Origin of the sequence: Arthrobacter celericrescens (assembly GCF_003614925.1) — a bacterium.
In the GTDB taxonomy this organism is placed as follows: Bacteria; Actinomycetota; Actinomycetes; order Actinomycetales; family Micrococcaceae; genus Arthrobacter; species Arthrobacter celericrescens.
Map to the genome: position 1 here is coordinate 1 of NZ_QYLP01000045.1, position 22,098 is coordinate 22,098.

Annotated in this window: 19 protein-coding genes; 5 read left to right on the forward strand and 14 right to left on the reverse strand. The window is 66.8% G+C overall.

Features of this window, described 5'->3' with window-relative positions:
* Nucleotides 1–46: 46 nt before the first annotated feature.
* The 5 genes from D3654_RS10160 to D3654_RS10180 form a co-directional block, all read right to left on the reverse strand.
* Nucleotides 47–448 (reverse strand): cytochrome c oxidase subunit 4, encoded by a 402-nt coding sequence (locus D3654_RS10160; RefSeq protein ID WP_120521379.1) that lies wholly within the window; start codon nt 446–448, stop codon nt 47–49.
* Nucleotides 445–2,166: an aa3-type cytochrome oxidase subunit I gene (gene ctaD, locus D3654_RS10165; protein WP_115790612.1), complete on the reverse strand. Its 1,722-nt coding sequence runs from the start codon at nt 2,164–2,166 to the stop codon at nt 445–447. The genes D3654_RS10160 and ctaD overlap by 4 nt, the downstream gene beginning before the upstream one ends.
* Nucleotides 2,167–2,176: 10 nt before the next feature.
* Nucleotides 2,177–3,049 (reverse strand): aa3-type cytochrome oxidase subunit II, encoded by an 873-nt coding sequence (gene ctaC, locus D3654_RS10170; protein ID WP_120521380.1) that lies wholly within the window; start codon nt 3,047–3,049, stop codon nt 2,177–2,179.
* Between the two features lie 184 nt (nt 3,050–3,233).
* Entirely contained in the window at nt 3,234–3,611 is a 378-nt protein-coding gene (locus D3654_RS10175; protein ID WP_115790610.1) for a HesB/IscA family protein, read from the reverse strand.
* A 155-nt stretch (nt 3,612–3,766) separates the two neighbouring features.
* On the reverse strand, nt 3,767–5,197 hold the full coding sequence (locus tag D3654_RS10180; protein ID WP_120521381.1) for a dipeptidase: 1,431 nt from the start codon (nt 5,195–5,197) through the stop codon (nt 3,767–3,769).
* A 106-nt stretch (nt 5,198–5,303) separates the two neighbouring features.
* Between D3654_RS10180 and D3654_RS10185 the strand changes: the two genes are divergently transcribed.
* On the forward strand, nt 5,304–5,897 hold the full coding sequence (locus D3654_RS10185; RefSeq protein WP_120521382.1) for a DUF3043 domain-containing protein: 594 nt from the start codon (nt 5,304–5,306) through the stop codon (nt 5,895–5,897).
* Nucleotides 5,898–5,959: 62 nt separating this feature from the next.
* Here D3654_RS10185 and D3654_RS10190 read toward each other — a convergent pair whose 3' ends face one another.
* Nucleotides 5,960–7,039: a quinone-dependent dihydroorotate dehydrogenase gene (locus D3654_RS10190; protein WP_120521383.1), complete on the reverse strand. Its 1,080-nt coding sequence runs from the start codon at nt 7,037–7,039 to the stop codon at nt 5,960–5,962.
* 69 nt (nt 7,040–7,108) lie between these two features.
* Here D3654_RS10190 and D3654_RS10195 point away from each other — a divergent pair, with 69 nt between their 5' ends.
* From D3654_RS10195 to D3654_RS10205, 3 genes are read left to right on the forward strand one after another with little or no spacing between them, the layout of a single operon-like run.
* Nucleotides 7,109–8,791 (forward strand): FAD-binding dehydrogenase, encoded by a 1,683-nt coding sequence (locus D3654_RS10195; protein ID WP_120521384.1) that lies wholly within the window; start codon nt 7,109–7,111, stop codon nt 8,789–8,791.
* A gap of 9 nt (nt 8,792–8,800) precedes the next feature.
* Nucleotides 8,801–9,811, forward strand: coding sequence for an alpha/beta hydrolase (locus D3654_RS10200; protein WP_120521385.1), 1,011 nt, complete (start codon nt 8,801–8,803; stop codon nt 9,809–9,811).
* Entirely contained in the window at nt 9,808–10,881 is a 1,074-nt protein-coding gene (locus tag D3654_RS10205; RefSeq protein WP_120521386.1) for an alpha/beta hydrolase, read from the forward strand. Before D3654_RS10200 ends, D3654_RS10205 begins: the two co-directional genes overlap by 4 nt.
* Nucleotides 10,882–10,910: 29 nt before the next feature.
* On the opposite strand, the gene D3654_RS10210 is transcribed toward D3654_RS10205, so the two are convergent.
* From D3654_RS10210 to leuA, 3 genes are all read right to left on the reverse strand, one after another.
* Entirely contained in the window at nt 10,911–11,729 is an 819-nt protein-coding gene (locus tag D3654_RS10210) for an isoprenyl transferase (protein WP_120521387.1), read from the reverse strand.
* A gap of 2 nt (nt 11,730–11,731) precedes the next feature.
* Nucleotides 11,732–12,484, reverse strand: coding sequence for a DNA repair protein RecO (recO, locus tag D3654_RS10215; protein WP_120521388.1), 753 nt, complete (start codon nt 12,482–12,484; stop codon nt 11,732–11,734).
* Between the two features lie 97 nt (nt 12,485–12,581).
* A complete protein-coding gene (gene leuA, locus D3654_RS10220; protein ID WP_120521389.1) occupies nt 12,582–14,321 on the reverse strand; it encodes a 2-isopropylmalate synthase in 1,740 nt (579 codons plus the stop codon).
* Nucleotides 14,322–14,568: 247 nt separating this feature from the next.
* On the opposite strand from leuA, the gene D3654_RS10225 reads away from it, so the two are divergent.
* Complete coding sequence (locus D3654_RS10225) at nt 14,569–16,521, forward strand: M13 family metallopeptidase (RefSeq protein WP_120521390.1); 1,953 nt, start codon at nt 14,569–14,571, stop codon at nt 16,519–16,521.
* Between the two features lie 80 nt (nt 16,522–16,601).
* Here the strand turns inward: D3654_RS10225 and D3654_RS10230 are convergent, their stop codons facing one another.
* The 5 genes from D3654_RS10230 to D3654_RS10250 are packed head-to-tail and all read right to left on the reverse strand — an operon-like array spanning nt 16,602 to nt 22,088.
* Complete coding sequence (locus tag D3654_RS10230; protein WP_425359403.1) at nt 16,602–18,212, reverse strand: LCP family protein; 1,611 nt, start codon at nt 18,210–18,212, stop codon at nt 16,602–16,604.
* 46 nt (nt 18,213–18,258) lie between these two features.
* Nucleotides 18,259–19,221, reverse strand: coding sequence for a GTPase Era (gene era, locus D3654_RS10235; RefSeq protein ID WP_120521392.1), 963 nt, complete (start codon nt 19,219–19,221; stop codon nt 18,259–18,261).
* Nucleotides 19,205–20,536: a hemolysin family protein gene (locus D3654_RS10240; protein WP_120521393.1), complete on the reverse strand. Its 1,332-nt coding sequence runs from the start codon at nt 20,534–20,536 to the stop codon at nt 19,205–19,207. Before D3654_RS10240 ends, era begins: the two co-directional genes overlap by 17 nt.
* Nucleotides 20,533–21,006 (reverse strand): rRNA maturation RNase YbeY, encoded by a 474-nt coding sequence (gene ybeY / locus D3654_RS10245; protein WP_120521394.1) that lies wholly within the window; start codon nt 21,004–21,006, stop codon nt 20,533–20,535. Before ybeY ends, D3654_RS10240 begins: the two co-directional genes overlap by 4 nt.
* Nucleotides 21,003–22,088 (reverse strand): PhoH family protein, encoded by a 1,086-nt coding sequence (locus D3654_RS10250; protein WP_120521395.1) that lies wholly within the window; start codon nt 22,086–22,088, stop codon nt 21,003–21,005. The genes ybeY and D3654_RS10250 overlap by 4 nt, the downstream gene beginning before the upstream one ends.
* Between the last annotated feature and the right edge of the window lie 10 nt (nt 22,089–22,098).

The following is a 22,098-nucleotide window of genomic DNA, read 5'->3' on the forward strand; positions in this document are numbered from 1 at the left end:
GGGCCCCACCTTCAAGGTGGGGCCCGCCGTCGTTGTCATGCGGGTGTCAGTGGGCGTGGTCGCCGCGGCTGTACTCGAAGACCCAGCCGACCAGGGCTACCAGGGCCAGGCCAGCGGCAACGAACACGATCCAGAAGCCGACCGCCAGGCCAAGGAAGCCAGCGGCGCAGGCGAGGCCGAGGACCAGCGGCCACCAGCTCCACGGGCTGAAGTGGCCCTGCTCGCCGGCACCTTCGTGGATCTCGGCGTCGGGACGGTCCTCAGGACGCAGGCCGATGCGCTTGCCGGTGAAGCCTAGGTAGGCACCGATCATACCGGCGAGGCCGCCGACCAGGAGGATCCCCAGGATGCCGACCCATTCGGACCACTGGGTCAGGAAGCCGTAGGCAAGGGAGACCGGGACGAAGAAGAAGACTCCGGCTCCGAAGAGCCACGATTCGATTTTCACTTGCGGATGTCCTTCTGATCAGCGTTGCCCAGCAGGTCAGCTGCGGGTTCCGGGGCCTGGACGGTGTGCGCCTGGGACAGCTCGGGGTGGTGCAGGTCGAGCGCCGGGCGCTCCGAGCGGATCCGCGGGAGGGAGGTGAAGTTGTGGCGCGGCGGCGGGCAGGAAGTTGCCCATTCAAGCGAGGCACCGAAGCCCCACGGGTCGTCCACTTCCACCTTCTTGTTGCTCCGCCAGGTGATGTACACGTTCCAGAAGAACGGCAGCAGGGAGGCGCCGAGGACGAAGGAGGAGATCGTGGAGAACTGGTTCATCCAGGTGAAGTTGTCCTCGACCAGGTAGTCGGCGTAACGGCGGGGCATGCCCTCGACGCCGAGCCAGTGCTGGATCAGGAAGGTGCCGTGGAAGCCCAGGAACAGGAGCCAGAAGTGGATCTTGCCGAGCCGTTCGTTGAGCATCTTGCCGGTCCACTTGGGCCACCAGAAGTAGAAGCCGGCGAACATCGCGAACACGACGGTGCCGAACACCACGTAGTGGAAGTGCGCGACCACGAAGTAGGAGTCGGACACGTGGAAGTCCAGCGGCGGGGAGGACAGGATGATGCCGGTCAGGCCGCCGAAGAGGAAGGTCACCAGGAAGCCGATGCTCCAGAGCATGGGGGTTTCGAAGGTGATGGAACCCTGCCAGAGGGTACCGATCCAGTTGAAGAACTTCACGCCGGTGGGAACCGCGATCAGCATGGTCATGAAGGCGAAGAACGGCAGCAGCACGGAGCCGGTGACGTACATGTGGTGTGCCCACACGGTCACGGACAGGGCGGCGATGGCGATGGTCGCGTAGACCAGGCCCTTGTAACCGAAGATCGGCTTGCGGCTGAAGACCGGGAAGATCTCCGAGACGATGCCGAAGAACGGCAGGGCGATGATGTACACCTCGGGGTGGCCGAAGAACCAGAACAGGTGCTGCCAGAGGACGGCACCGCCGTTTTCGGGGTCGAAGATGTGTGCACCGAAGCGGCGGTCGGCGCCCAGGGCGAACAGGGCTGCGGCCAGCGGCGGGAACGCCATCAGGACCAGGATGGCCGTGACGAGGGTGTTCCAGGTGAAGATCGGCATGCGCCACATGGTCATGCCGGGGGCACGCATGCAGATGATCGTGGTGATGAAGTTGACCGCACCGAGGATGGTGCCGAAACCGGACAGCGCGAGGCCGAAGACCCAGAGGTCACCGCCGACGCCGGGGCTGAAGGTGGTGTTCGACAGCGGTGCGTAGGCGAACCAGCCGAAGGAGGCGGCACCCTGCGGGGTGATGAAGCCGGAGACGGCGATGGTGGAGCCGAACAGGAAGAACCAGAAGGCCAGCGCGTTCAGTCGCGGGAAGGCGACGTCGGGGGCACCGATCTGGAGCGGCATGATGACGTTGGCGAAGCCCGCGAAGAGGGGCGTGGCGAACATCAGGAGCATCACCGTGCCGTGCATGGTGAAGAGCTGGTTGTACTGCTCCTTGGTCTGCAGGATCTGCATGCCCGGTTCGAAGAGCTCGGCGCGGATGAGCAGGGCCATGACGCCGCCGAGGCAGAAGAACACGAAGGAGGCGATCAGGTACATGTACCCGATGGTCTTGTGGTCAGTGGAGGTGATCCAGTTGACGACGATGCGTCCCTTGGATTTCGGCACGACAGGAGACTCGAGGACTCCGGCGGGTTGGGTGTAGGTAGACACGTCGCTTCCCTTACTTAATTTCGTTCAGGTTCGGGTTGCGGTCGTACTTCTCGTCGAGAAGGCCCGTGTTGCCGTCCTGGCGCAGCTTCTCCATGTGGGCCTGGAATTCAGACTCGGAGACAACCTTGACGCGGAAGAGCATCTCGGAGTGGTATTCACCGCAGAGTTCGGCGCACTTGCCGTCGTAGGTGCCCTCCTTGGTGGGGGTCAACCTGATGTAGTTCGTCTTGCCCGGGATCATGTCGCGCTTCTGCAGGAAGGCGGGAACCCAGAAGGAGTGGATGACGTCGCGGGAGTTCAGTTCCAGGTCGACGGACTTGCCAACCGGCAGGTACAGGGTGGGCAGCTTGTCCTTGTCGATCGTGTTGCCCGTGAGGTGCGCCTGGACGCCGGCTTCGTGCAGGTCTTCGCTGACCACGGAGCCCTTCTTGTAGTTGAAGTCCCAGGCCCACTGCTTGCCGCGGACGTCAACGACGACGTCGGCCGGCTTGGAGCGGTCATCGATGGCCACCTGGTCACGGTCGGTGAAGTAGAAGAACACCAGGATCATGAACAGCGGGATCGTCAGGTAGAAGACCTCCAGCGGGAGGTTGTAGCTGAGCTGGCGCGGGAACCCGACGGTGCCTTTGCGGCGGCGGTAGGCGATGATGCACCAGACCAGAAGGCCCCAGGTGATGATGCCGACCGCGAGGGCCGCGATCCATGAGTTGACCCAGAGGTCCATGATGCGATCGGTGTGGTTGGTGGTGCCCCGTTCAGTGGGGAGCCAACCCTTCTCAACCTCTGACGAACATCCGGTCAAAACCAACGCGCCGGCTAGTGCCAAGCCAGTGATCGTAGTGATCTTTGTGCGTCGGCTGCCGGTTCGGTTCTGCGAACTCACAGACGGCCCTTCCTCTTGTTGCTGTAGCCCGGCAGGCCGAAGGGCACGCCGGGCACACTAAGTTTTACTACCCGATGTAGAGCTTACCGCTACGCAGGGGTTTTCGCTGACACGCCGCGGCAGTGCGTCGGAACAACCGCAAGGCTGTCCCGCCGCACCGCACCACGGCCGGCCGTTTACCTGCTTAGTGGAATGAATCGCCGCAGGCGCAGGAGCCGCCCGCATTCGGGTTGTCGATCGTGAAGCCCTGCTTCGAAATGGTGTCTTCGAAGTCGATGCTGGCGCCATCCAGGTACGGAACGCTCATCTTGTCCACGACGACCTCAACGCCCTCGTAGTCACGGACGGCATCGCCGTCGAGCAGCCGCTCGTCGAAATAGAGCTGGTAGATCAGGCCGGAGCAGCCGCCCGGCTGCACAGCCACGCGCAGGCGGAGGTCGGTGCGGCCTTCCTGTTCAAGGAGGCTCCGGACCTTGCCGGCAGCGACGTCGGTGAGATTCACGCCGTGCACCGGGAGCTCCCCGCCGGTGGCGGTGGTGTTTTCGTTTGTTGCAGTGCTCATTGGCCTACCTAACTATGACGCTTGCGGCATGCAGTGCCTGCGCACCGCATGCCCTTACCCACTTGCTTTCGGGTTACAGCTCAATGCTACGTCGCAGGGACGCAGAGCTATAACTTCAACCGTAACCAGCGGGCAGCTTCCGTTGTTCCCGGAGCCTAGGCCAGGCCCGTGGAATCCAGCCGTGCGAGCATCAGCGCCTCGGCCAGGACGGCCCGGCGGAAGTCCTCGATGTGCAGCGACTCGTTGGCGCTGTGGGCGCGGGAGTCCGGGTCCTCGACGCCGGTCACGAGGATCTGAACCTCCGGGTAGACCTCGGTCAGGTCGGCGATGAACGGGATGGATCCGCCGATGCCCATCTCCACGGCCGGGACGCCCCAGGCTTCACCCAAGGCCCACATGGCGATCCGGGCGGACGGGGAGGAAGTGTCGGTGGCAAAGGCGTTGCCGCGCTCCCCCGGCGTGAACGCCAGCCGGGCACCGAAGGGGACCTTCTCCACCAGGTGCGCTTCCACTGCGGCCATGGCGGCCTCCGGATCCTGGCCCGGTGCCAGGCGCAGGCTGAACTTTGCGCGGGCAGAAGGAATGAGGGTGTTGGACGCAACGTCGACGGCGGGAGCGTCGATCCCGATGATCGACAAGGCCGGCTTGGTCCAGAGGCGGGAAGCGATGCTTCCGCTCCCTGCCAGGCTGACGCCGTCGAGCACTGAGGCATCGGCGCGGAACTGGGCCTCGTCGAGGTCCACCGCCACTTCGTCCTTGGCGAGCAAGCCGGGAACTGCCACGTTTCCGGCGTCGTCGTGCAGGGTAGCGATGAGGCGGGAAAGGACGGTGGGTGCGTCCAGCACGGGACCGCCGAACATCCCCGAATGCACGGCGTGCTCCAGCACGCGTACCTCGAAAGTCCCGTCGACCAGGCCGCGCAGGCTGGTGGTCAGGGCAGGCACGCCGACCTTCCAGTTACTGGAATCGGCCACCACGATGACGTCGGCGCGCAGGAGTTCACGGTGGGTCTCAAGGAAGGTGCGGAACGTCGGCGACCCGGCTTCCTCCTCACCCTCGAAGAACAACGTGACACCGAGGCCGAAGCTGCCGCCCAGCACCTCGCTGACAGCGGAGAACGCGGCAAGGTGGGCCATGATGCCGGCCTTGTCGTCGGCGCCGCCGCGGCCATACAGACGGCCGTCGCGCTCTTCGGCAATGAAGGGCTCCGAGTCCCACGCGGCACGCTCCCCCGGCGGCTGGACGTCGTGGTGGGCGTAAAGGAGGATGGTCGCCTTGCCCGGCGCGGCAGGGCGGCGGGCAACGACGGCGGGACCGCCCGGGCTGCCGTCCTCCTTGTCGCAGCGCAGGATCTGGACGTCGCTGAAGCCGGATTCACGCACCAGGCCGGCAACCGTTTCGGCGCTGCGGTCAAGTTCCGCGGGGTCGAAGCTGCTCCAGGCGATCCCGGGAACGGCGACGAGCGTTTTGAGCCGCGCCAGGGTCAGGTCGAAGGAAGCGTCGACGGCGGCCTTCAGGGCGGCGGCGTCGACGGCGCCGGGGATCCCGGTGTGGTTCTGCGGGGTCTGCGCATGAATGGAAGTCATGGCGAAAACACTACCGCCGAGTACGGGCCGCCGAAACCAGCGGTCCTCCGCGGCCTGCACGCTTCGCGGTGTCGCCCCGGTCACGCTGCCAGGGTATTCTGTACTGGTGTTTGGACGTAAAAAGGAAGAGCCCAGCGCTCAGGACTCAGTAGACCAGCTTGCCGCCGACGCCGCGGCACAGGGCCCGGGCAAGGGTGCACCGACACCCAAGCGCAAGGACCAGGAAGCGGCGCGGAAGCGGCCCCTGGTCCCCAGCGACCGGAAGGCTTCGAAGGAAGCCGAACGGGTTGCCATCCAGGACCAGCGCCAGAAGATGCGCCAGGCCCTCGATACCGGCGACGAGCGCTTCCTGCCGCTTCGCGACAAGGGCCCGCAGAAGCGCTTCACGCGGGACTTCGTGGACGCCCGGTTCAACCTCGGCGAATACCTGATGTTCGGCGCCCTCGCGTTCGTGGTGGTTTCCTTTGTCATCCCGCAGTCCAGCGATGCCCTGACATATGTCCTGATCGGCTTCTGGGTGATGTTCCTGGCCGTCTTCGTGGACGTCTTCATCCTGTCCCGCAAACTCCGCAAGGCATTGACGCAGAAGTTCGGCGACGTCGAGCGCGGCACCGTTTGGTACGGAAGCATGCGCTCGCTGCAGTTCCGGAAGCTGCGCCTGCCCAAGCCGCTGGTCAAGCGCGGCGAATACCCTTCATAGGACTCAGCATGCAGAAGGACCCCGGAACGGTTGTTCCGGGGTCCTTCTGCGTTTGCCCGGTGTCAGCGCGCCTTGGCCAGGCCCTTGTTGAGCAGGCCTTTGTTGATCCGCGCGGCCCAGAACGGTCCTTCGTAGAGGAAGGCCGTGTAGCCCTGGACGAGGGTGGCGCCGGCGTCGAGCCGTTCCTGGACATCCGCGGCGGTTTCCACGCCGCCCACGGCGATCAGCACCAGCTGGTCCCCGACGGCGGCCTTCAGCCGCTTGAGCACGTCCAGTGAGCGCTGCTTCAGGGGCGCTCCGGAGAGTCCGCCTGCGCCGCAGGCCTCCACCTTGCCGGCGTCCGACGCCAGGCCGTCCCGGCCGATGGTGGTGTTGGTGGCGATGATCCCGTCCAGGCCCAGGTCGAGGGCAAGGCGGGCGACGTCGTCGATGTCCTCATCGCTGAGGTCGGGCGCGATTTTGACCAGCAGCGGAACGTGGCGCCCGGCCGCCTGGTCGGCGGTCTCCCCTACTGCGGACAGCAGCGGACGGAGCGTTTCGACGTTCTGCAGCAACCGCAGTCCCGGGGTGTTCGGGGAGCTGACGTTGACTACGAGGTAGTCCGCCGCGGGGGCAAGGTTCCGGGCGCTGACCAGGTAGTCCTCCACCGCGTCCTCGAGTTCCACCACCTTGGTCTTGCCGATGTTGACGCCGATGACGGGACGGACTCCGGCGTGCGTCTTCTGCAGGCCGGCACGCGCGGCCTTGAGGCGGGGGGCCACGGCGGACGCGCCGTCGTTGTTGAAGCCCATGCGGTTGATGACGGCGCGGTCTTCGACGAGGCGGAACAGGCGGGGTTTTTCGTTTCCGGGCTGGGCCTGGCCGGTGATGGTGCCTACCTCGACGTGCCCGAAGCCCAGTTCCGTCAGGGCCTCGATGCCGTGGCCCTCCTTGTCGAAGCCCGCGGCGAGGCCGAACGGGGAAGGGAAGGTCAGGCCGAGGGCCTCGGTCCGGAGCGAGGCGTGCGGGGCGGTCAGCCTGCCCAGGATCCGCCCGGCGCCGCTGGAGTGGGCCAGCCGGATCGCCCGGAATCCGATCTTGTGGGCCTTTTCGGCATCCATCCAGGAGAAGGCAAGCTTGAAGAAAGTGGGGTACACGCGCATACCCCCTAGTTTTCCGTCTTCCGCGCCCCGCACCAAACCGGCATCGTTACCCGGGAGTAGCATGTTGGCATGTCGGCGAACAGCGGAATCCGTACCCTTGGCCACGGTGTGATCGAGAGCGATGTCGTGGTGGTCGGGGCGGGGCTGTCCGGGCTGGTCGCGGCGTCGGTGGCGTACGCCGCGGGCCGCCGGGTGGCCATCATCGACCAGGAGCCCGAAGCGTCGTTCGGCGGCCAGGCGCATTGGTCCTTCGGCGGCCTGTTCCTGGTGGACAGCCCGGAGCAGCGACGCCTCGGTGTGCGTGACTCTGTGGACCTCGCCCTGGGCGACTGGTTCGCCTCGGCCGCGTTCGACCGGCCCGAGGATCTGTGGGCACGCCGCTGGGCCGAGGCCTACGTCCATTTCGCAGCGGGCGAGAAGCGTCGTTGGCTGCGTGCCCTGGGGGTGAAGCTGTTCCCGCTGGTGCAATGGGCGGAACGCGGCGGCCACGGTCCGGCCGGCCACGGCAATTCCGTGCCGCGCTTCCATGTCGTGTGGGGCACGGGGCCGGGCCTGCTGGAACCCTTCCTGGCGAAGGTCGCCGAAGGCGTTGCCGCGGGCCGGATCAGCCTGCACTTCCGCCACCGGGCGGGCACGCTGACGACGGCGGCGGGCCGGGTCAGCGGGGTGTCCGGGGACGTCCTGGCGGACTCCGCCGCAGCGCGGGGCGTCGCGTCGTCGCGGACCGCCGTCGGGAGTTTCGAGGCCACCGCCGGGGCGGTGATCGTGGCCAGCGGCGGTATCGGCGGCAACCACGCCATGGTCCGGAGGCTGTGGCCCGGAGCAGCCGCACCAGAACGGCTGCTCAGCGGTGTTCCAGCCTCGGTGGACGGGGAATTCCTGGCCGCCGCCCGGGACTCCGGGGCTGCGCTCATCAACGGCGACCGCATGTGGCATTACCCCGAAGGCGTCCACAACCACTCCCCCGTCTGGCCGCGGCACGGCATCCGCATCCTGCCGGGGCCGTCGTCGTTGTGGCTCGACGCGACAGGCCGGCAGCTGCCGCCTCCGCTCTTTCCCGGGTTCGACTCGCAGGGCGCGCTCCGGCACATCGTCGCCACCGGGCACGGCTACTCCTGGTTCGTGTGCAACAGGACCATCGCCATGAAGGAATTCGCGCTGTCCGGGTCCGAACAGAACCCGGACCTCAGCAACCGGGACCTGCGGCTCCTGGCCGCCAGGCTCCGCAAGGACGCCCCGACGCCGCTGGGCACCTTCCTGGAGCGGGGCGCCGACTTTCTGCAGGCGGCCACGCCGCGGGAACTCGCGGCGCGGATGAACTCACTGGCCGGCAATGACCTGATCGACCCCGCAGCTTTGGAGTCCCTCATCAGGCAGCGGGACCTGCAGCTCTCCACCGGGCTGGGGAAGGACCTCCAGGTGGCCGCGGTCCGGGCGGCGAGGCAGTTCGCGAGTGACAGGCTGATGCGCGTCGCACCGCCGCACCGCCTTGCGGATCCGGCCCACGGTCCCCTGGTGGCCGTGCGTCTCTCCGTCCTGACCCGGAAGAGCCTCGGCGGATTGCAGACGGACCTGCAGTCCCGGGTGCTGGACGGAAGCGGGTCTGCGCTGCCGGGGCTCTTCGCGGCAGGGGAAGCAGCAGGTTTCGGCGGCGGCGGCATCCACGGGTACCGGGCCCTGGAGGGAACTTTCCTGGGCGGCTGCCTGTTTTCGGGGCGGGCGGCCGGGCTCGAAGCGGCAGCTTCTGTCTAAGCTGGTCCCGTGGAGTGGCAGACCGACATCCTTGGCACCGACTTCGAAAGCTGTGCCTTTGAGGCCCGCGGCGTGGACGGGGTGCCCAGGCGCGCCACGCTGGTACGCCATGTCCCGGGTTCCGGGCACCGGCCGGCCCCGGCCAACGGCGCGGTGCTGTTCCTGCACGGCTGGAGCGACTACTTCTTCAACGTGGCGCTGGCCGAATTCTGGACGTTGCAGGGGTTCCGTTTCTACGCGCTCGACATGCACAACCACGGCAGGAACCTGGGCGAGGACAGCACGGGCGGGTACGTGGCGCACCTGGACGACTACGACGCCGAGATCAGCACGGCCATCGACATGATCCGGTCGGGCGCAGCAGCCAACGGGGGCCCGGTTCCGCTGACCCTGATGGGCCATTCGACCGGCGGGCTGGTGGCCGCGCTCTGGGTGAGCCGGCACCCCGGGAAGGTGCAGTACCTGGTGCTCAACAGCCCCTGGCTGGAGATGCACGGCAACTCGCTCGTCCGCAAGGCCGCGCAGGTCCTGGTCAAGCCGATGGCCCGGGTCCGCCCCCTGACTGTGCTCCGGCTGCCCGAACGCGGCTTCTACTACCGCAGCATCAGCAGCAGCGCCGAGGGCGAATGGGCCGTGGACGAAAAGTACCGGCCGCCCCTGGCGTTTCCGCTTCGGGCGGGCTGGCTGAGCGCGGTGCTCAGCGGCCACACCCGGGTGGCCCGCGGCCTCGACATCGACATCCCCATCCTGGTGCTGCTCTCCGGGGCCAGCGCCAACGGAATGATCTGGAGGGAATCCATGCGGCACTCGGACGCCGTCCTCGACGTGAACATCATGGCGCTGCGGGCCATGACACTGGGCCGCAGCGTCACCCTGGAACGGGTCGACGGCGGCCTGCACGACGTCTTCCTGTCGGCCTCGCCGGTGCGCGAGGACGCCTATGCGCGGCTGGCCCGCTGGATCCGGGGATTCATCGCGGACGACGACGGCGCGGGTTCAGGCGACGGCGGCCGCCCGTGAGTACGCCCGGGACACGCGCACCGTGGCAGGCCGACTTCCTCGGCGAAAACTTCGAAGCCTTGGAACTGGAACTGGTCCCCGACGAGGAAGGGCCGGTCTGCGCCACCCTCGTCAGGTACACGGTGCCGCCGCCCGCGACAGCCCGTCCGCGCCGGCTCCGCGACACGTTTGCCGAACTCACCCGCCACGCCATTCGCCGGGAAACGCCGCGCCGGGACAAGGCTCCGCGCGTGGTGCTGTATGTCCACGGCTGGGCGGACTACTTCCTCCAGGACGAACTGGCCGAAAGCCTTGCCGGATCGGGATTCCACTTCTACGCGGTCGACCTGCGCAAGTTCGGCCGCAGCCTCCGCCGTTGGCAGACTCCCGGCTACACCACGGACCTTGCCGTCTACGACGAAGACCTCGACGCCGCCCTGGCCGCCATCGACGCCGACATCGCCCGCCGCACCGGAACCACCGCGCCGCCCACCGTGCACATGGTGGCGCACTCGCTCGGCGGGCTCATCGCCACCCTCTGGGCCGACCGGCACCCCGGGCGGCTCGCGACCCTGATCCTGAACTCGCCCTGGCTCGAACTCCAAGGAAGCAGTCTCATGCGCAGCATTGCGATGCACCTGGTGGAGCCCTTTGCCCGGACGGATCCCAAACGGGCGTTCCGGTTCCCGGAGATGCCCGCCTACTGGGAGAGCGTCAGCAGCCAGGCCCACGGCGAATGGGCCCTTGATCCGCAGTGGCGCCCGCGCGCTTCCTTCCCCATCCGGGCCGGATGGAGCAAGGCCGTCCTGGCCGGGCACGCCGCCGTCGAACGCAAGCTCGACATCGACGCACCCGTGCTGGTGATGTTGTCCGGCCGCACCCGGATCCAGGGCGAATGGAGCGCGGAGCTGATGCGCGTGGACGCCGTGATCGACGTCGAAGAGACCGCGCGGCGGGCCCTGGGCCTCGGCCGCCGGACCGCGGTGTTCCGCTACCCCGGAGCCCTGCACGACGTGTTCCTGTCCCGCCGGATCGTCCGCCAGCAGGCGTACCGCGACGTGGCGATCTGGCTCGAGTCCTACCCCGGCTGAGTTTTCAGCACGCCCGGGTTAACAAGCGTTCAGGCCTTCCCTGCGGCATCCACGGCACCGCCGTAGCGGCGGTCACGTTTTGCGAAGATCTCGACGGCGTCCCACAGGGTGCGCCGGTCGACGTCCGGCCAGAGGGTGTCCATGAAGACGAACTCGGCGTATGCGGACTGCCAGAGCAGGAAGTTGGAGAGGCGCTGCTCGCCGGAGCTGCGCAGGAACAGGTCCACGTCGGGCAGGTCGGGTTCGTCCAAATACTTCTGGATGGTCTTCTCGGACACCGACGACGCCTTCAGCCTGCCGTCCGCCACGTCGCGGGCAATGGCCGCGACGGCGTCGGCGATCTCAGCACGGCCGCCGTAATTAACACACATGGTCAACGTACAGGTGCTGTTGTTCCGCGTGTACTCCTCGGCGTCTTCGAGTTCCTTGATCACCGAGCCCCACAGCCGGGGCCGCCTGCCGGCCCAGCGGATCCGCACTCCCCATTCGTCAAGCTGGTTGCGCTGGCGCCGGAGCACATCCTTGTTAAATCCCATCAGGAAGCGGACTTCCTCCGGGGAGCGGCGCCAGTTTTCAGTGGAGAAGGCGTAGACACTGACGTATTTGATGCCCAGCTCGATCGCGCCCGCCATGACGTCAAGCAGGGCGGGTTCACCGGCCTTGTGGCCTTCGATGCGCGGCAGTCCGCGCCGGTTGGCCCAGCGTCCGTTGCCGTCCATCACGATCGCCACGTGCCGCGGCACGAGCTCGGCGGGAATGGCCGGCGGGACCGCACCGGAAGGGTGCGGATACGGCGCCACCACCGGCGTGTTCCGGCGGGACGGTGAGTTCTTCTTTGCCAATGCCACTGTCAGCTACGCTCCACGTGTTTGAGTGATTTCAAGGATCGTTCGAGATGCCACTGCAGATAGCTGGCCACCAGGCCCGCCGCCTCCCGCCGGTGCACACCGTCGGAGGCGTCCGCCGTCGTCCAGTCACCGGTCAGCAACGCGCCCAGCAGCCCTACCGTCTCCGGGGCCGGAGCCGGTGAGCCGGGCGGCCTGCAGTCGCCGCAGACCATGCCGCCCAGCGGCGCCGAGAAGGCGGTGTGCGGTCCCGGGACACCGCAGCGGGCGCAGTCGGTGAAGCTCGGTGCCCAGCCGCCCGTCGCTAGGGCGCGCAGGAGATAGGAATCCAGGATCAGTTCCGGCGGATGGGCCGAACGGCTCAGCGACGCCAGGGCGCCCACGAGGAGGTTGTACTGGGCAGTGCCGGAGTCGGCGTCCGCATCGCTGAGTTTTTCGGCGGTTTCCACCATGGCCGCCGCGGCCGTGTAACTGGTGTAGTCGGAAGCGATCGCCGTGCCGTAGGCGCCTTTGGCCACGGCCTGGGTGACGACGTCGAGGGTGCGGCCGGACACAAGCTGCAAGTCCGCGACCATGAACGGTTCAAGCCGGGCGCCGAAACGGCTGCTGGTCCGGCGCACGCCCTTGGCCACGGCCCGGACCTGGCCGTGGTGCTTGGTGAGGAGAATGATGATGCGGTCGGCTTCACCCAGCTTGTGGGTGCGCAGCACCACGGCATCGTCCCGGTAGGACCGGGCTGCAAAAGACGGATTGGCCACAGTTAATCTTCGCACCAGGCCGGACACCATTGCGTCCGGTGCAGCCGTGCGGCGGAAGGGAAGTTCCGCCGCACGGCTGCCAAGCGCGGACCCGACGCTAGGCGCGGACCGAGCGGACCGCCCGGTTGACGGCCGAGATGACGGCCTTCAGGGCGGCCGTACTGGTGTTCGGGTCGATGCCGACGCCCCACAGGACCCGCTCGCCGACGGCGCACTCGACGTACGCTGCTGCGCTGGCACTGCCGCCTTCGGACAGGGCGTGCTCGCTGTAGTCCAGGACCCGGACGTCGACGCCGTCCTCGCGCAGGATGCTCAACAGCGCTGCGATGGGGCCGTTGCCGGTGCCGGTGCGCTGGACTTCCTTGCCGTCAATCCGAAGGGCGGCGTGCAGGGTCAGTTCGCCCGACTCATCCGTTTCCGTGCGGCCGGCGCCCAGGGAGTAGCGTCCCCACTGGCCTTCCTCGACGCTGGAGGGCAGGTACTCGTCCTGGAACATGGCCCACAGCTGGGCCCCGCTGACTTCGCCGCCCATGGTGTCCGTGCGATGCTGGATGACGCCCGAGAACTCGATCTGCGCACGACGCGGCAGGTCCAGGCTGTGCTCGCTCTTGAGCAGGTAGGCCACGCCGCCCTTGCCGGACTGGGAGTTCACGCGGATCACGGCCTCGTAGCTGCGGCCGAGGTCCTTGGGGTCGATCGGCAGGTACGGAACCTGCCAGGTGAAGTCGTCCACAGCCTTGCCGGCAGCGGCGGCGTCCTTCTCCAGCGCTTCGAAGCCCTTCTTGATGGCGTCCTGGTGCGAACCGGAGAACGCCGTGAACACCAGGTCTCCGCCGTAGGGCGAACGCTCGGGGACGGGCAGCTGGTTGCAGTACTCCACGGTGCGGCGGACTTCGTCGATGTCGGAGAAGTCGATCATGGGGTCGATGCCCTGGACGAACATGTTCAGGCCCAGGGTGACCAGGTCCACGTTGCCGGTGCGTTCGCCGTTGCCGAAGAGGCAGCCTTCGATCCGGTCGGCGCCGGCCAGGTAGCCCAGCTCGGCTGCGGCGACACCGGTGCCGCGGTCATTGTGCGGGTGCAGGGAAATGATGATGCCTTCGCGCGGGTGCAGGTTGCGGTGCATCCACTCGATCGAGTCGGCGTAGACGTTCGGGGTGGCCATTTCCACCGTTGCCGGCAGGTTGATGATGACCTGCTTGTCGGCGGAAGCCTCGAAGATGTCGGCGATGGCGTTGCAGACCCTGGCGGCGTATTCGAGTTCGGTGCCCGTGAAGGACTCCGGGGAATACTCGTAGGTGATGTGCGTGTCGGTGAGGGTTTCCTCATACTTCTTGCACAGGCGCGCACCCTGCAGGGCGATGTCCAGGATGCCGTCTTCGTCCTGGTTGAAGACCACCCGGCGCTGCAGCACGGAGGTGGAGTTGTAGAGGTGCACGATGGCCTGCTTCGCGCCGACCAGGGACTCGTAAGTCCGTTCGATCAGGTGCTCGCGGGCCTGGGTCAGGACCTGGATGGTGACGTCGTCCGGGATGTGGCCGCCTTCGATCAGCTGGCGGACGAAGTCGAAGTCGGTCTGGGATGCCGAGGGGAAGCCGACCTCGATTTCCTTGTAGCCCATCTTCACCAGCAGCTGGAACATCTTCAGCTTGCGGGCCGGGCTCATGGGGTCGATCAGTGCCTGGTTGCCGTCGCGCAGGTCCACGGCGCACCAGCGCGGGGCCTTGGTGATGACCTTGTCCGGCCAGGTGCGGTCCGGCAGTTCAACGTTGATCTGCTCCTGGAAGGACAGGTAGCGGTGGATCGGCATACCGGAGGGCTTTTGTGCGTTGTGCATGACTAAGGGCCTTTTCTTTGGATCTTGAAGGAAGATTGGCCGGGCATAGCAAACTCCGCAGCGAGGATTGGCCTAGCGATTGATCGCTTTTGAGGCCCCGCCGCGGCAGCTAAGGAGAAGCATTCCTGCACGCACCATGTCACAGTAACACGATGCGTATGATGACAGTGCAATAACCTGAAGCAACGTCCACTATGCAGACGCGGCAACGGTGCCCTGCCGGCGGCGCGTCATCGAAGGAGCTTTCGTGCCACAGTCCGGGATCACCCTGTCCAACATCGACCAAAGCGTGCGCCCCCAGGACGACCTCTACCGGCACGTCAACGGGGCCTGGCTCAACTCCACGACCATCCCGGATGACAGGCCGTTGGAAGGCACCTTCACGTCGCTGCGGGACAGCGCGGAACTGGCAGTCAAAGAGATCATCGAGGAAGCCGCCGCCAAGGGCGCCGGCGCCACGGGCATCGAGCGCAAGATCGGCGACCTCTACAACAGCTTCATGGACGAAGCCACCGCGGAAGCCAAGGGTTTCGATCCGATCCGCGAACGCCTGGCCGAAGTCTTGGCCGTCGAGGACGCAGCCGGCCTCGTGGAGCTGACCGGGCGGCTCTTCCGTTCGGACGTGTCCGGGCTGTTCTCCATCTACCCGGCACCGGACGCCGGCAACCCGGACCGGGTGCTGCTCTACGCAGGACAGGGCGGCCTCGGCTTGCCGGACGAATCCTACTACCGTGAGGAAAAATTCGCGCCGATCGTAGAGGCCTACACGGGGTACGTCGCCACCGTGTTCGGGCTGGCCGGAATTCCCGACGCCGGCGAGGCGGCCCTGCGCGTCGTGGCACTGGAAAAGGCGCTGGCCGCCCACCACTGGGACAAGGTGACGCTGCGCGATCCGCAGAAGACCTACAACTTGAAGACGATCGACGAGGCCGCTGAACTCTTCCCCCTGCTCGCCTCCTGGTTCGACTCCGCGGGCATCGAAGGAAACAAGTACGGCGAACTGGTCCTGAGCACCCCGGACTTCTTCGACGGCGCGGCCGGGCTCCTGGACTCCGAACCTCTGGCCTCCTGGCGCGAGTGGCTGGCCCTGCGGGTCATCAACGCCGCCGCCCCGTACTTGTCCCCGGCCTTCGTCGACGCGAACTTCGCCTTCTACGGCACCACCCTGAGCGGCACCCCGCAGAACAAGGAACGCTGGAAGCGCGGCGTCGCCGTCGTCGAGGCCGCACTGGGCGAGGCAGTGGGCCAGATCTACGTCGAACGGCACTTCCCCGAAGACTACAAGGCAAGGATGCAGGCCCTCGTGGCCCGCCTGACCGAAGCCTACCGGCAGAGCATCACGGGGCTGGCGTGGATGGGCGAGGAAACCAAGGCAGAGGCACTGAAGAAGCTTGACGCGTTCCGGCCGAAGATCGGCTTCCCGGACAAGTGGATCGACTACTCTGCCGTGGAGATCGACCCCGAGGACCTGCTGGGGAACGTCGAACGCGGACACAACGCCGACGTCGACCGCCACCTCGACGAGGTCGGCAAGCCAGTCGACCTCGACAAGTGGCTCATGACTCCGCAGACGGTGAACGCCTACTACCACCCGCTGCTCAACGAGATCGTCTTCCCGGCCGCGATCCTGCAGCCGCCGTTCTTCACGGCCGAAGCCGACGACGCCGTCAACTACGGCGGGATCGGTGCCGTCATCGGCCACGAAATCGGCCACGGCTTCGACGACCAGGGCTCCCAGTTCGACGGCAGCGGCGCCCTGCGGAACTGGTGGAGCGCCGAGGACCGTGAGGCCTTCGAGAAGCTGACTGCCAAGCTCGTGGCGCAGTTTGACGCCCTCGCACCGGGGGAAGCACCCGGCCACAACGTCAACGGCAAACTCACCCTTGGCGAGAACATCGGCGACCTGGGCGGCCTCGGGATCGCGTACAAGGCCTACATGCTGAGCCTGGACGGCACCGAGCCCCCGGTGCTCGACGGGCTCACGGGCCGGCAGCGTTTCTTCATGTCGTGGGCGGCGGGCTGGCGCCAGGTGATCCGTCCGGAAGAAGCCATCCGCCGGGTGGCCACGGACCCGCACTCCCCCAACGAATTCCGGACGAACGCGATCGCCAGCAACCTCTCCGAATTCCACGAGGCTTTCGGCCTGGAGGACGGCGACGGCATGTGGCGTTCCCCGGAGGACCGCGTCAGCATCTGGTAGCCGCCACGCTGCCGCCAACGGCGAAGGGCCGGACCATATGGTCCGGCCCTTCGCCGTTGATTCAGCTGCTTGCGTGAACGTTATTGAACCACGAGGGCGGGGTTCGCCGTCTGGCATTTGACGTCGCCGGCGGTCTGGTTCACGACGTTTTCCGGCACGGACGCGGTGCCGAACTTGAGGCCGGAGGTGAAGTCGGAACCGGCGTAGAGCTGGACTCCGTTGACCGCCGTCGAGGCTTCGACCTGGGCGGCCGGGATGCCGAAGAGCTTCGCGACGTCGGTGGCGACGTCCTCGAAGCCGGCCGCGTAATAGACAGCGGTCTTCGCCGTCGGGTCCGCGGCGAACTGCGAGCTCTGCGTGAAGCCGGCCTTGGCCAGGGCTGCCACCAGTTCCTGGGCGTGCTCCGGGACCCCCGAACCGTCGGCCACCGTGACCGGCTGCAGGGACTTGTCGTACGGCGGGGCCGCCGGGGTCTTGGTGACCGGTGCGGTGGTGGTTGCGGGGGCGGTGGCAGTCGCGGACGGGCTGGCTGACGGAGTCGCGGCCGGCGTGGAGGTCGCACCGGGGCTGGTCAGGTCGAGGTTCGCGCGCATCGCCGCGAAAAGCTGCGAGGCCTGCGGCTGCATCAACTCGAGGCGGTTGGGGTCGGCGGCGGCGGGCCGGTTGGGCACCGCGACGAACGCCACCTTCGAAAGGTCGATGTCCTTCAGCCGCGAGGAGATGGTCAGCAGGGACTGCACGTTGGCCAGTCCCTCGTCGACCGTCAGGTTCTGGGTGATGACGTCGGCGATGGTGAGCAGCTTCTGGGGGTTGCCGAGGGTGCCGTCGTCCTTGACCTTACGGGCAAGGGATGAAAGGAAGCCCTGCTGCGCCTGGATGCGGCCGAGGTCGCTCCCGTCGCCGAAGGCGTGGCGGGTGCGCAGGAAGGATAGCGCCTGTTCGCCCTTCACCTGGGAGGTGCCCTTGGGCAGCCGGAGCCCGGAGTCGGGGTCGTAGACGGCGTCGCTGATGCAGACCGACACCCCGCCCACCGTGTTGGACAGTTCCTTGACGGCGTTGAAGTCGGCCATCATGAAGTGGTCGATCTCGAGGCCGGTCACCTTGTTCACTGTGTCCACGGCGCAACCGATGCCGGCCTCCGCCATGGCCGCGTTGATCATCTCGCCGGACCGCGCGGGGTAGCGCTTGTGGGTGGTCTGGTCGGTGCATTCGGGGACGTCCACCAGCAGGTCACGCGGGAAGCTGATGATGCTGACGCGCTTGTTGTCCGCCGAAATGTCCAGCAGCATCATGACGTCCGAGTGGCCGTAGCCGGTGGAATCGTCCGCACTGCCGTACTTGGAGTTCTTGCCGTCCCGGGTGTCGGAGCCGAGGATCAGGATCTGCAGGCGGTCCTTGGCGTCGTTCGTGTCGCCTTCGGTCTTCTGCGCCCCGGCGTTGAGCGGAGCCTTGGTGATGTTCATCTGGAGGCGGATGAACCAATAGGCCGCGAAGGCCACACCCGCCAGGAGGAGCACACTCACCGCCCCGGCACTGATCTTCAGCCAGAGCGGGTGCTTGCGGAACCGCATGTGGCGCGGGGTGCCGGGCGCGTCTCCATGGCGTGCAGCCGCAGCCTTGCCGATCCCGCTGCTTTCCTGCACGCGCGTTTCACGACGTCGCACTACTCGGTCAACCTTTCCTCGGAACATGGATTCCGGCCATTTTAGGGCCCGAATCTGTGAACTTCCCCAGCGGCTAGAAGCCGAGCTTCACCAGCTGCTTGGGGTCCCGCTGCCAATCCTTGGCGACTTTGACATGCAGGTCGAGGTAAATCCGGGTGCCGAGCAGGGCTTCGATCCCCTTGCGGGCGTTGGTTCCCACCTCACGCAGGCGGCTTCCGCCCTTGCCGATGATGATGGCTTTCTGTGACGGGCGCTCGACGTACAGGTTCACCCGGACGTCCAGGAGGGGGTTGTCCTCCGTGCGGCCTTCGCGCGGAACGATCTCTTCGACGACGACGGCGAGCGAGTGCGGAAGTTCGTCGCGCACCCCTTCGAGGGCTGCTTCGCGGATCAGTTCGGCCACCATGACGGCCTCGGGCTCGTCGGTGAGTTCGCCGTCGGGGTACAGCGGCGGCGAGGCCGGCATGTGGCTGATGAGGACGTCGGCCACGGTATTGACCTGGAAGCCGTCGGCGGCCGAGACCGGCACGATGTCCGCCCAGCCTTCCCCGCCCAGGGCTTCCTTGCCGAGCGCAGCCACGGCGAGCAGCTGTTCGGTGAGTGCCTGCTTGTCCACGAGGTCGGTCTTGGTGACGATCGCGATGACCGGTTTACGGCCGACGCCGGCGAGCTGGGCTGCGATGAACTTGTCGCCGGGGCCGATCTTCTCATTGGCCGGGAGGCAGAAGCCGATTGCATCCACTTCGGCGAGGGTGTCCGCGACAAGTTCGTTGAGCCGCTTGCCGAGGAGCGTGCGCGGCCGGTGCAGGCCGGGGGTGTCCACGAGGATGAGCTGTGCATCCTCGCGGTGGACGATGCCGCGGATCGTGTGGCGGGTGGTCTGCGGCTTCGCCGAGGTGATGGCCACCTTCTGTCCCACCAGGGCGTTGGTGAGCGTGGACTTGCCGGCGTTCGGCCGTCCGACCAGGACCGAGAAGCCCGCGTGGAAGCCGCCGAAGTCCTGGGTGCTGTCGAAGGTCTTACTGTGCTTGCTCACGTGGTACTCCCTGTTGCTTTATGTCGGCCTCGTCGAGAAGCCCGTCTAGGTCAGTGTCTTCCTTCGGCACGGCGGCCGCAATGATGTGGCTGACCCGGTTCCGCCGGCCCTCCAGCCTATCTGCCCGCAGCGATATCCCCGCCACGTCGACCGTGCTGCCGACGATCGGCACCCGGCCCAGGGCCTTGGCGAGCAGGCCCCCCACGGTGTCCACTTCGTCGTCGTCGAGGTCGATGTCGAACAGTTCCCCGAGGTCGTCGATGCTCATCCGCGAACTGACCCGGTAACTGCCGTCGCCGAGGTCGGTGGCGTCCTCGACGCCGGCGTCGTACTCGTCGACGATCTCCCCGACGATTTCCTCGATCAGGTCCTCGAGCGTCACCAGGCCGGCCGTGCCGCCGTACTCGTCGATCACGACGGCGACGTGCGTGGACTCCTGCTGCAGTTCCTTCAGCAGTTCGTCCACCGGCTTGGATTCGGGGACGAAGCGTGCCTCGCGGGCGAGGGAGTCGACGTCGTGCGTGACGGCATGGAAGTCGGGCCGGTGCAGGGCGGCTGCGACGTCCTTGAGGTAGACGATGCCGCGGATCTGGTCCGCGTCGCCGGCGATCACGGGGATCCGCGAGTAGCCCGAGCGGAGGAAGAGCGCCATCGCGTCTTCGAGGCTGGAGCCGGATTCGATGCTGACGATGTCTGTGCGGGGCACCATCACGGCCCGCACCAGGGTGTCTCCCAGGTCGAAAACCGACTGGATCAGTTCGGCCTCGTCGTCTTCGATCACGTCCGATTCCGTGGCACGTTCCACCAGTTCGCGGAACTCTTCCTCGCTGAAGAAGAACTCGTCGCCTCCCGGCGCTCCCGGCGCGACGGCGCTGCCGATGGAGACCAGCCAGCCGGGGACCGGGCCGAGGATCCAGCAAAGGAAACGGATCAAGGGTGCCGTGAAGCGGGCCACCCCGCCGGAATGCGCCCGTCCCAGTTGCCGCGGCGAAACGCCCACCAGGACGAAGCCGATGACGGCCATGATGCCGGTGGCGGCGAGTCCGGCGAGCCAGACGTTGCCCAGGAGGCTGTGCAGGACGACGGCGACGGCCACCGCGGCCGCCATTTCGAACCACACGCGCCAGAAGCGCAGGGCCCGCATGTGGGCCACCGGCTTGGCGACGATGTGCCGCAACGCGGTTCCCTTGCCGTTGCTGACGGCAAGTTCCGCCTCATGGCGGGGAAGGAAGTTGAAGGCGGCCTCCGCGGCGGTCAATAACGCCACGAAGCTGAGGAAGACAAGTGCCATCCCGACCAGGATGAGCGAGGTCACTGCATGGTCTCCATGGGGGCGTCCTTGCCGAGGAAGGAGGACAGGAGTTCACGCTGGAGCGAGAACATTTCTTCCTTTTCTTCGGGTTCGGCGTGATCGTAGCCCAGGAGGTGCAGGATGCCGTGGGTCGCCAGCAGCAGCATTTCCTCCTGCGTGGTGTGCCCTGCGTTGCGGGCCTGGACCTGGGCCACTTGGGGACAGATCGCGATGTCGCCCAGCATGCCCTGCGGGGTCGGCTTGTCCGGGGTGCCGGGGGTGAGCTCGTCCATGGGCACCGAGAGGACGTCGGTGGCGCCCGGTTCGTCCATGAGCTCGATGTGCAGTTTTTCCATGGCGGGCTCGTCCACCAGCAGGATGGACAGCTCCGCCTGCGGGTGGATGTACAGCCGCTCGAAGATGAACCGGGACAAGGTGACCAGCTGGGCCTCGTCCACCTGCACGCCGGATTCGTTGTTGACTTCGATGCTCATTGCTGGGTTCCCCGCTTCTTGTGGCTGTCTGCTGTGCGTGCCGGCTGGCGGTGGTTCTCGTCCCACTCGCTGTAGGCGGAGACGATATCGGCCACAAGGCGGTGGCGGACCACGTCGCCGGCGTCCAGGATCGTAAAGTTCACGTCTTCGATGCCGTCGAGGATCTCGCGGACGACGCGCAGGCCCGAGCTCGAGCCGAAGGGAAGGTCCACCTGGGTGACGTCGCCGGTGACCACCATCTTCGAGCCGAAGCCCAGGCGGGTCAGGAACATCTTCATCTGTTCCGGGGTGGTGTTCTGGGCCTCGTCGAGGATGATGAACGCATCGTTGAGAGTGCGGCCGCGCATGTAGGCCAGCGGCGCCACTTCGATGGTCCCGGCGGCCATGAGCCGAGGAATCGACTCGGGATCGATCATGTCGTGCAGGGCGTCGTAGAGCGGCCGCAGGTAGGGGTCGATCTTGTCGTTCAGGGTTCCGGGCAGGAAGCCGAGCCGCTCCCCCGCCTCCACGGCCGGCCGGGTGAGGATGATCCGGGTGACTTCCTTCATCTGGAGCGCCTGCACGGCCTTGGCCATGGCCAGGTAGGTCTTGCCCGTGCCGGCGGGGCCGATGCCGAAAATGACGGTGTTGCCATCGATGGCGTCGACGTAGTTCTTCTGGTTCAGCGTCTTCGGCCGGATGGTGCGGCCGCGGCTGGACAGGATGTTGTGGGTCAGCACATCCACAGGGCTTTGCACCGACTGGCTGCGCAGCAAGGATACCAGCTGCTTCAGGGCGTCCGGGGTGATGACAGTCCCCTTGGCTACCAGGGCGCGGACTTCTTCGAGGAGGCGCATGATCCGGGGAACATCCGCGGGCGGGCCGCTGAAGGAAAGTTCGTTGCCGCGGACGTGGAAGTCGATGCCGGGGAACTGCTCCTCGATGTACCGCAGCGCCTCGTCATGGCTACCCAGCGACTGAACCATCTGATCCGCGTTCTCGAAGACGACTACTTCCGTCCGGAGGCCCGGAACAGAATGCGGAAATTCGGTTCGAACCGTCTCGGCGCTGCCAGCCCGTGGCCGCCCGTTCAAATCAGTCATGGTGTTGGCC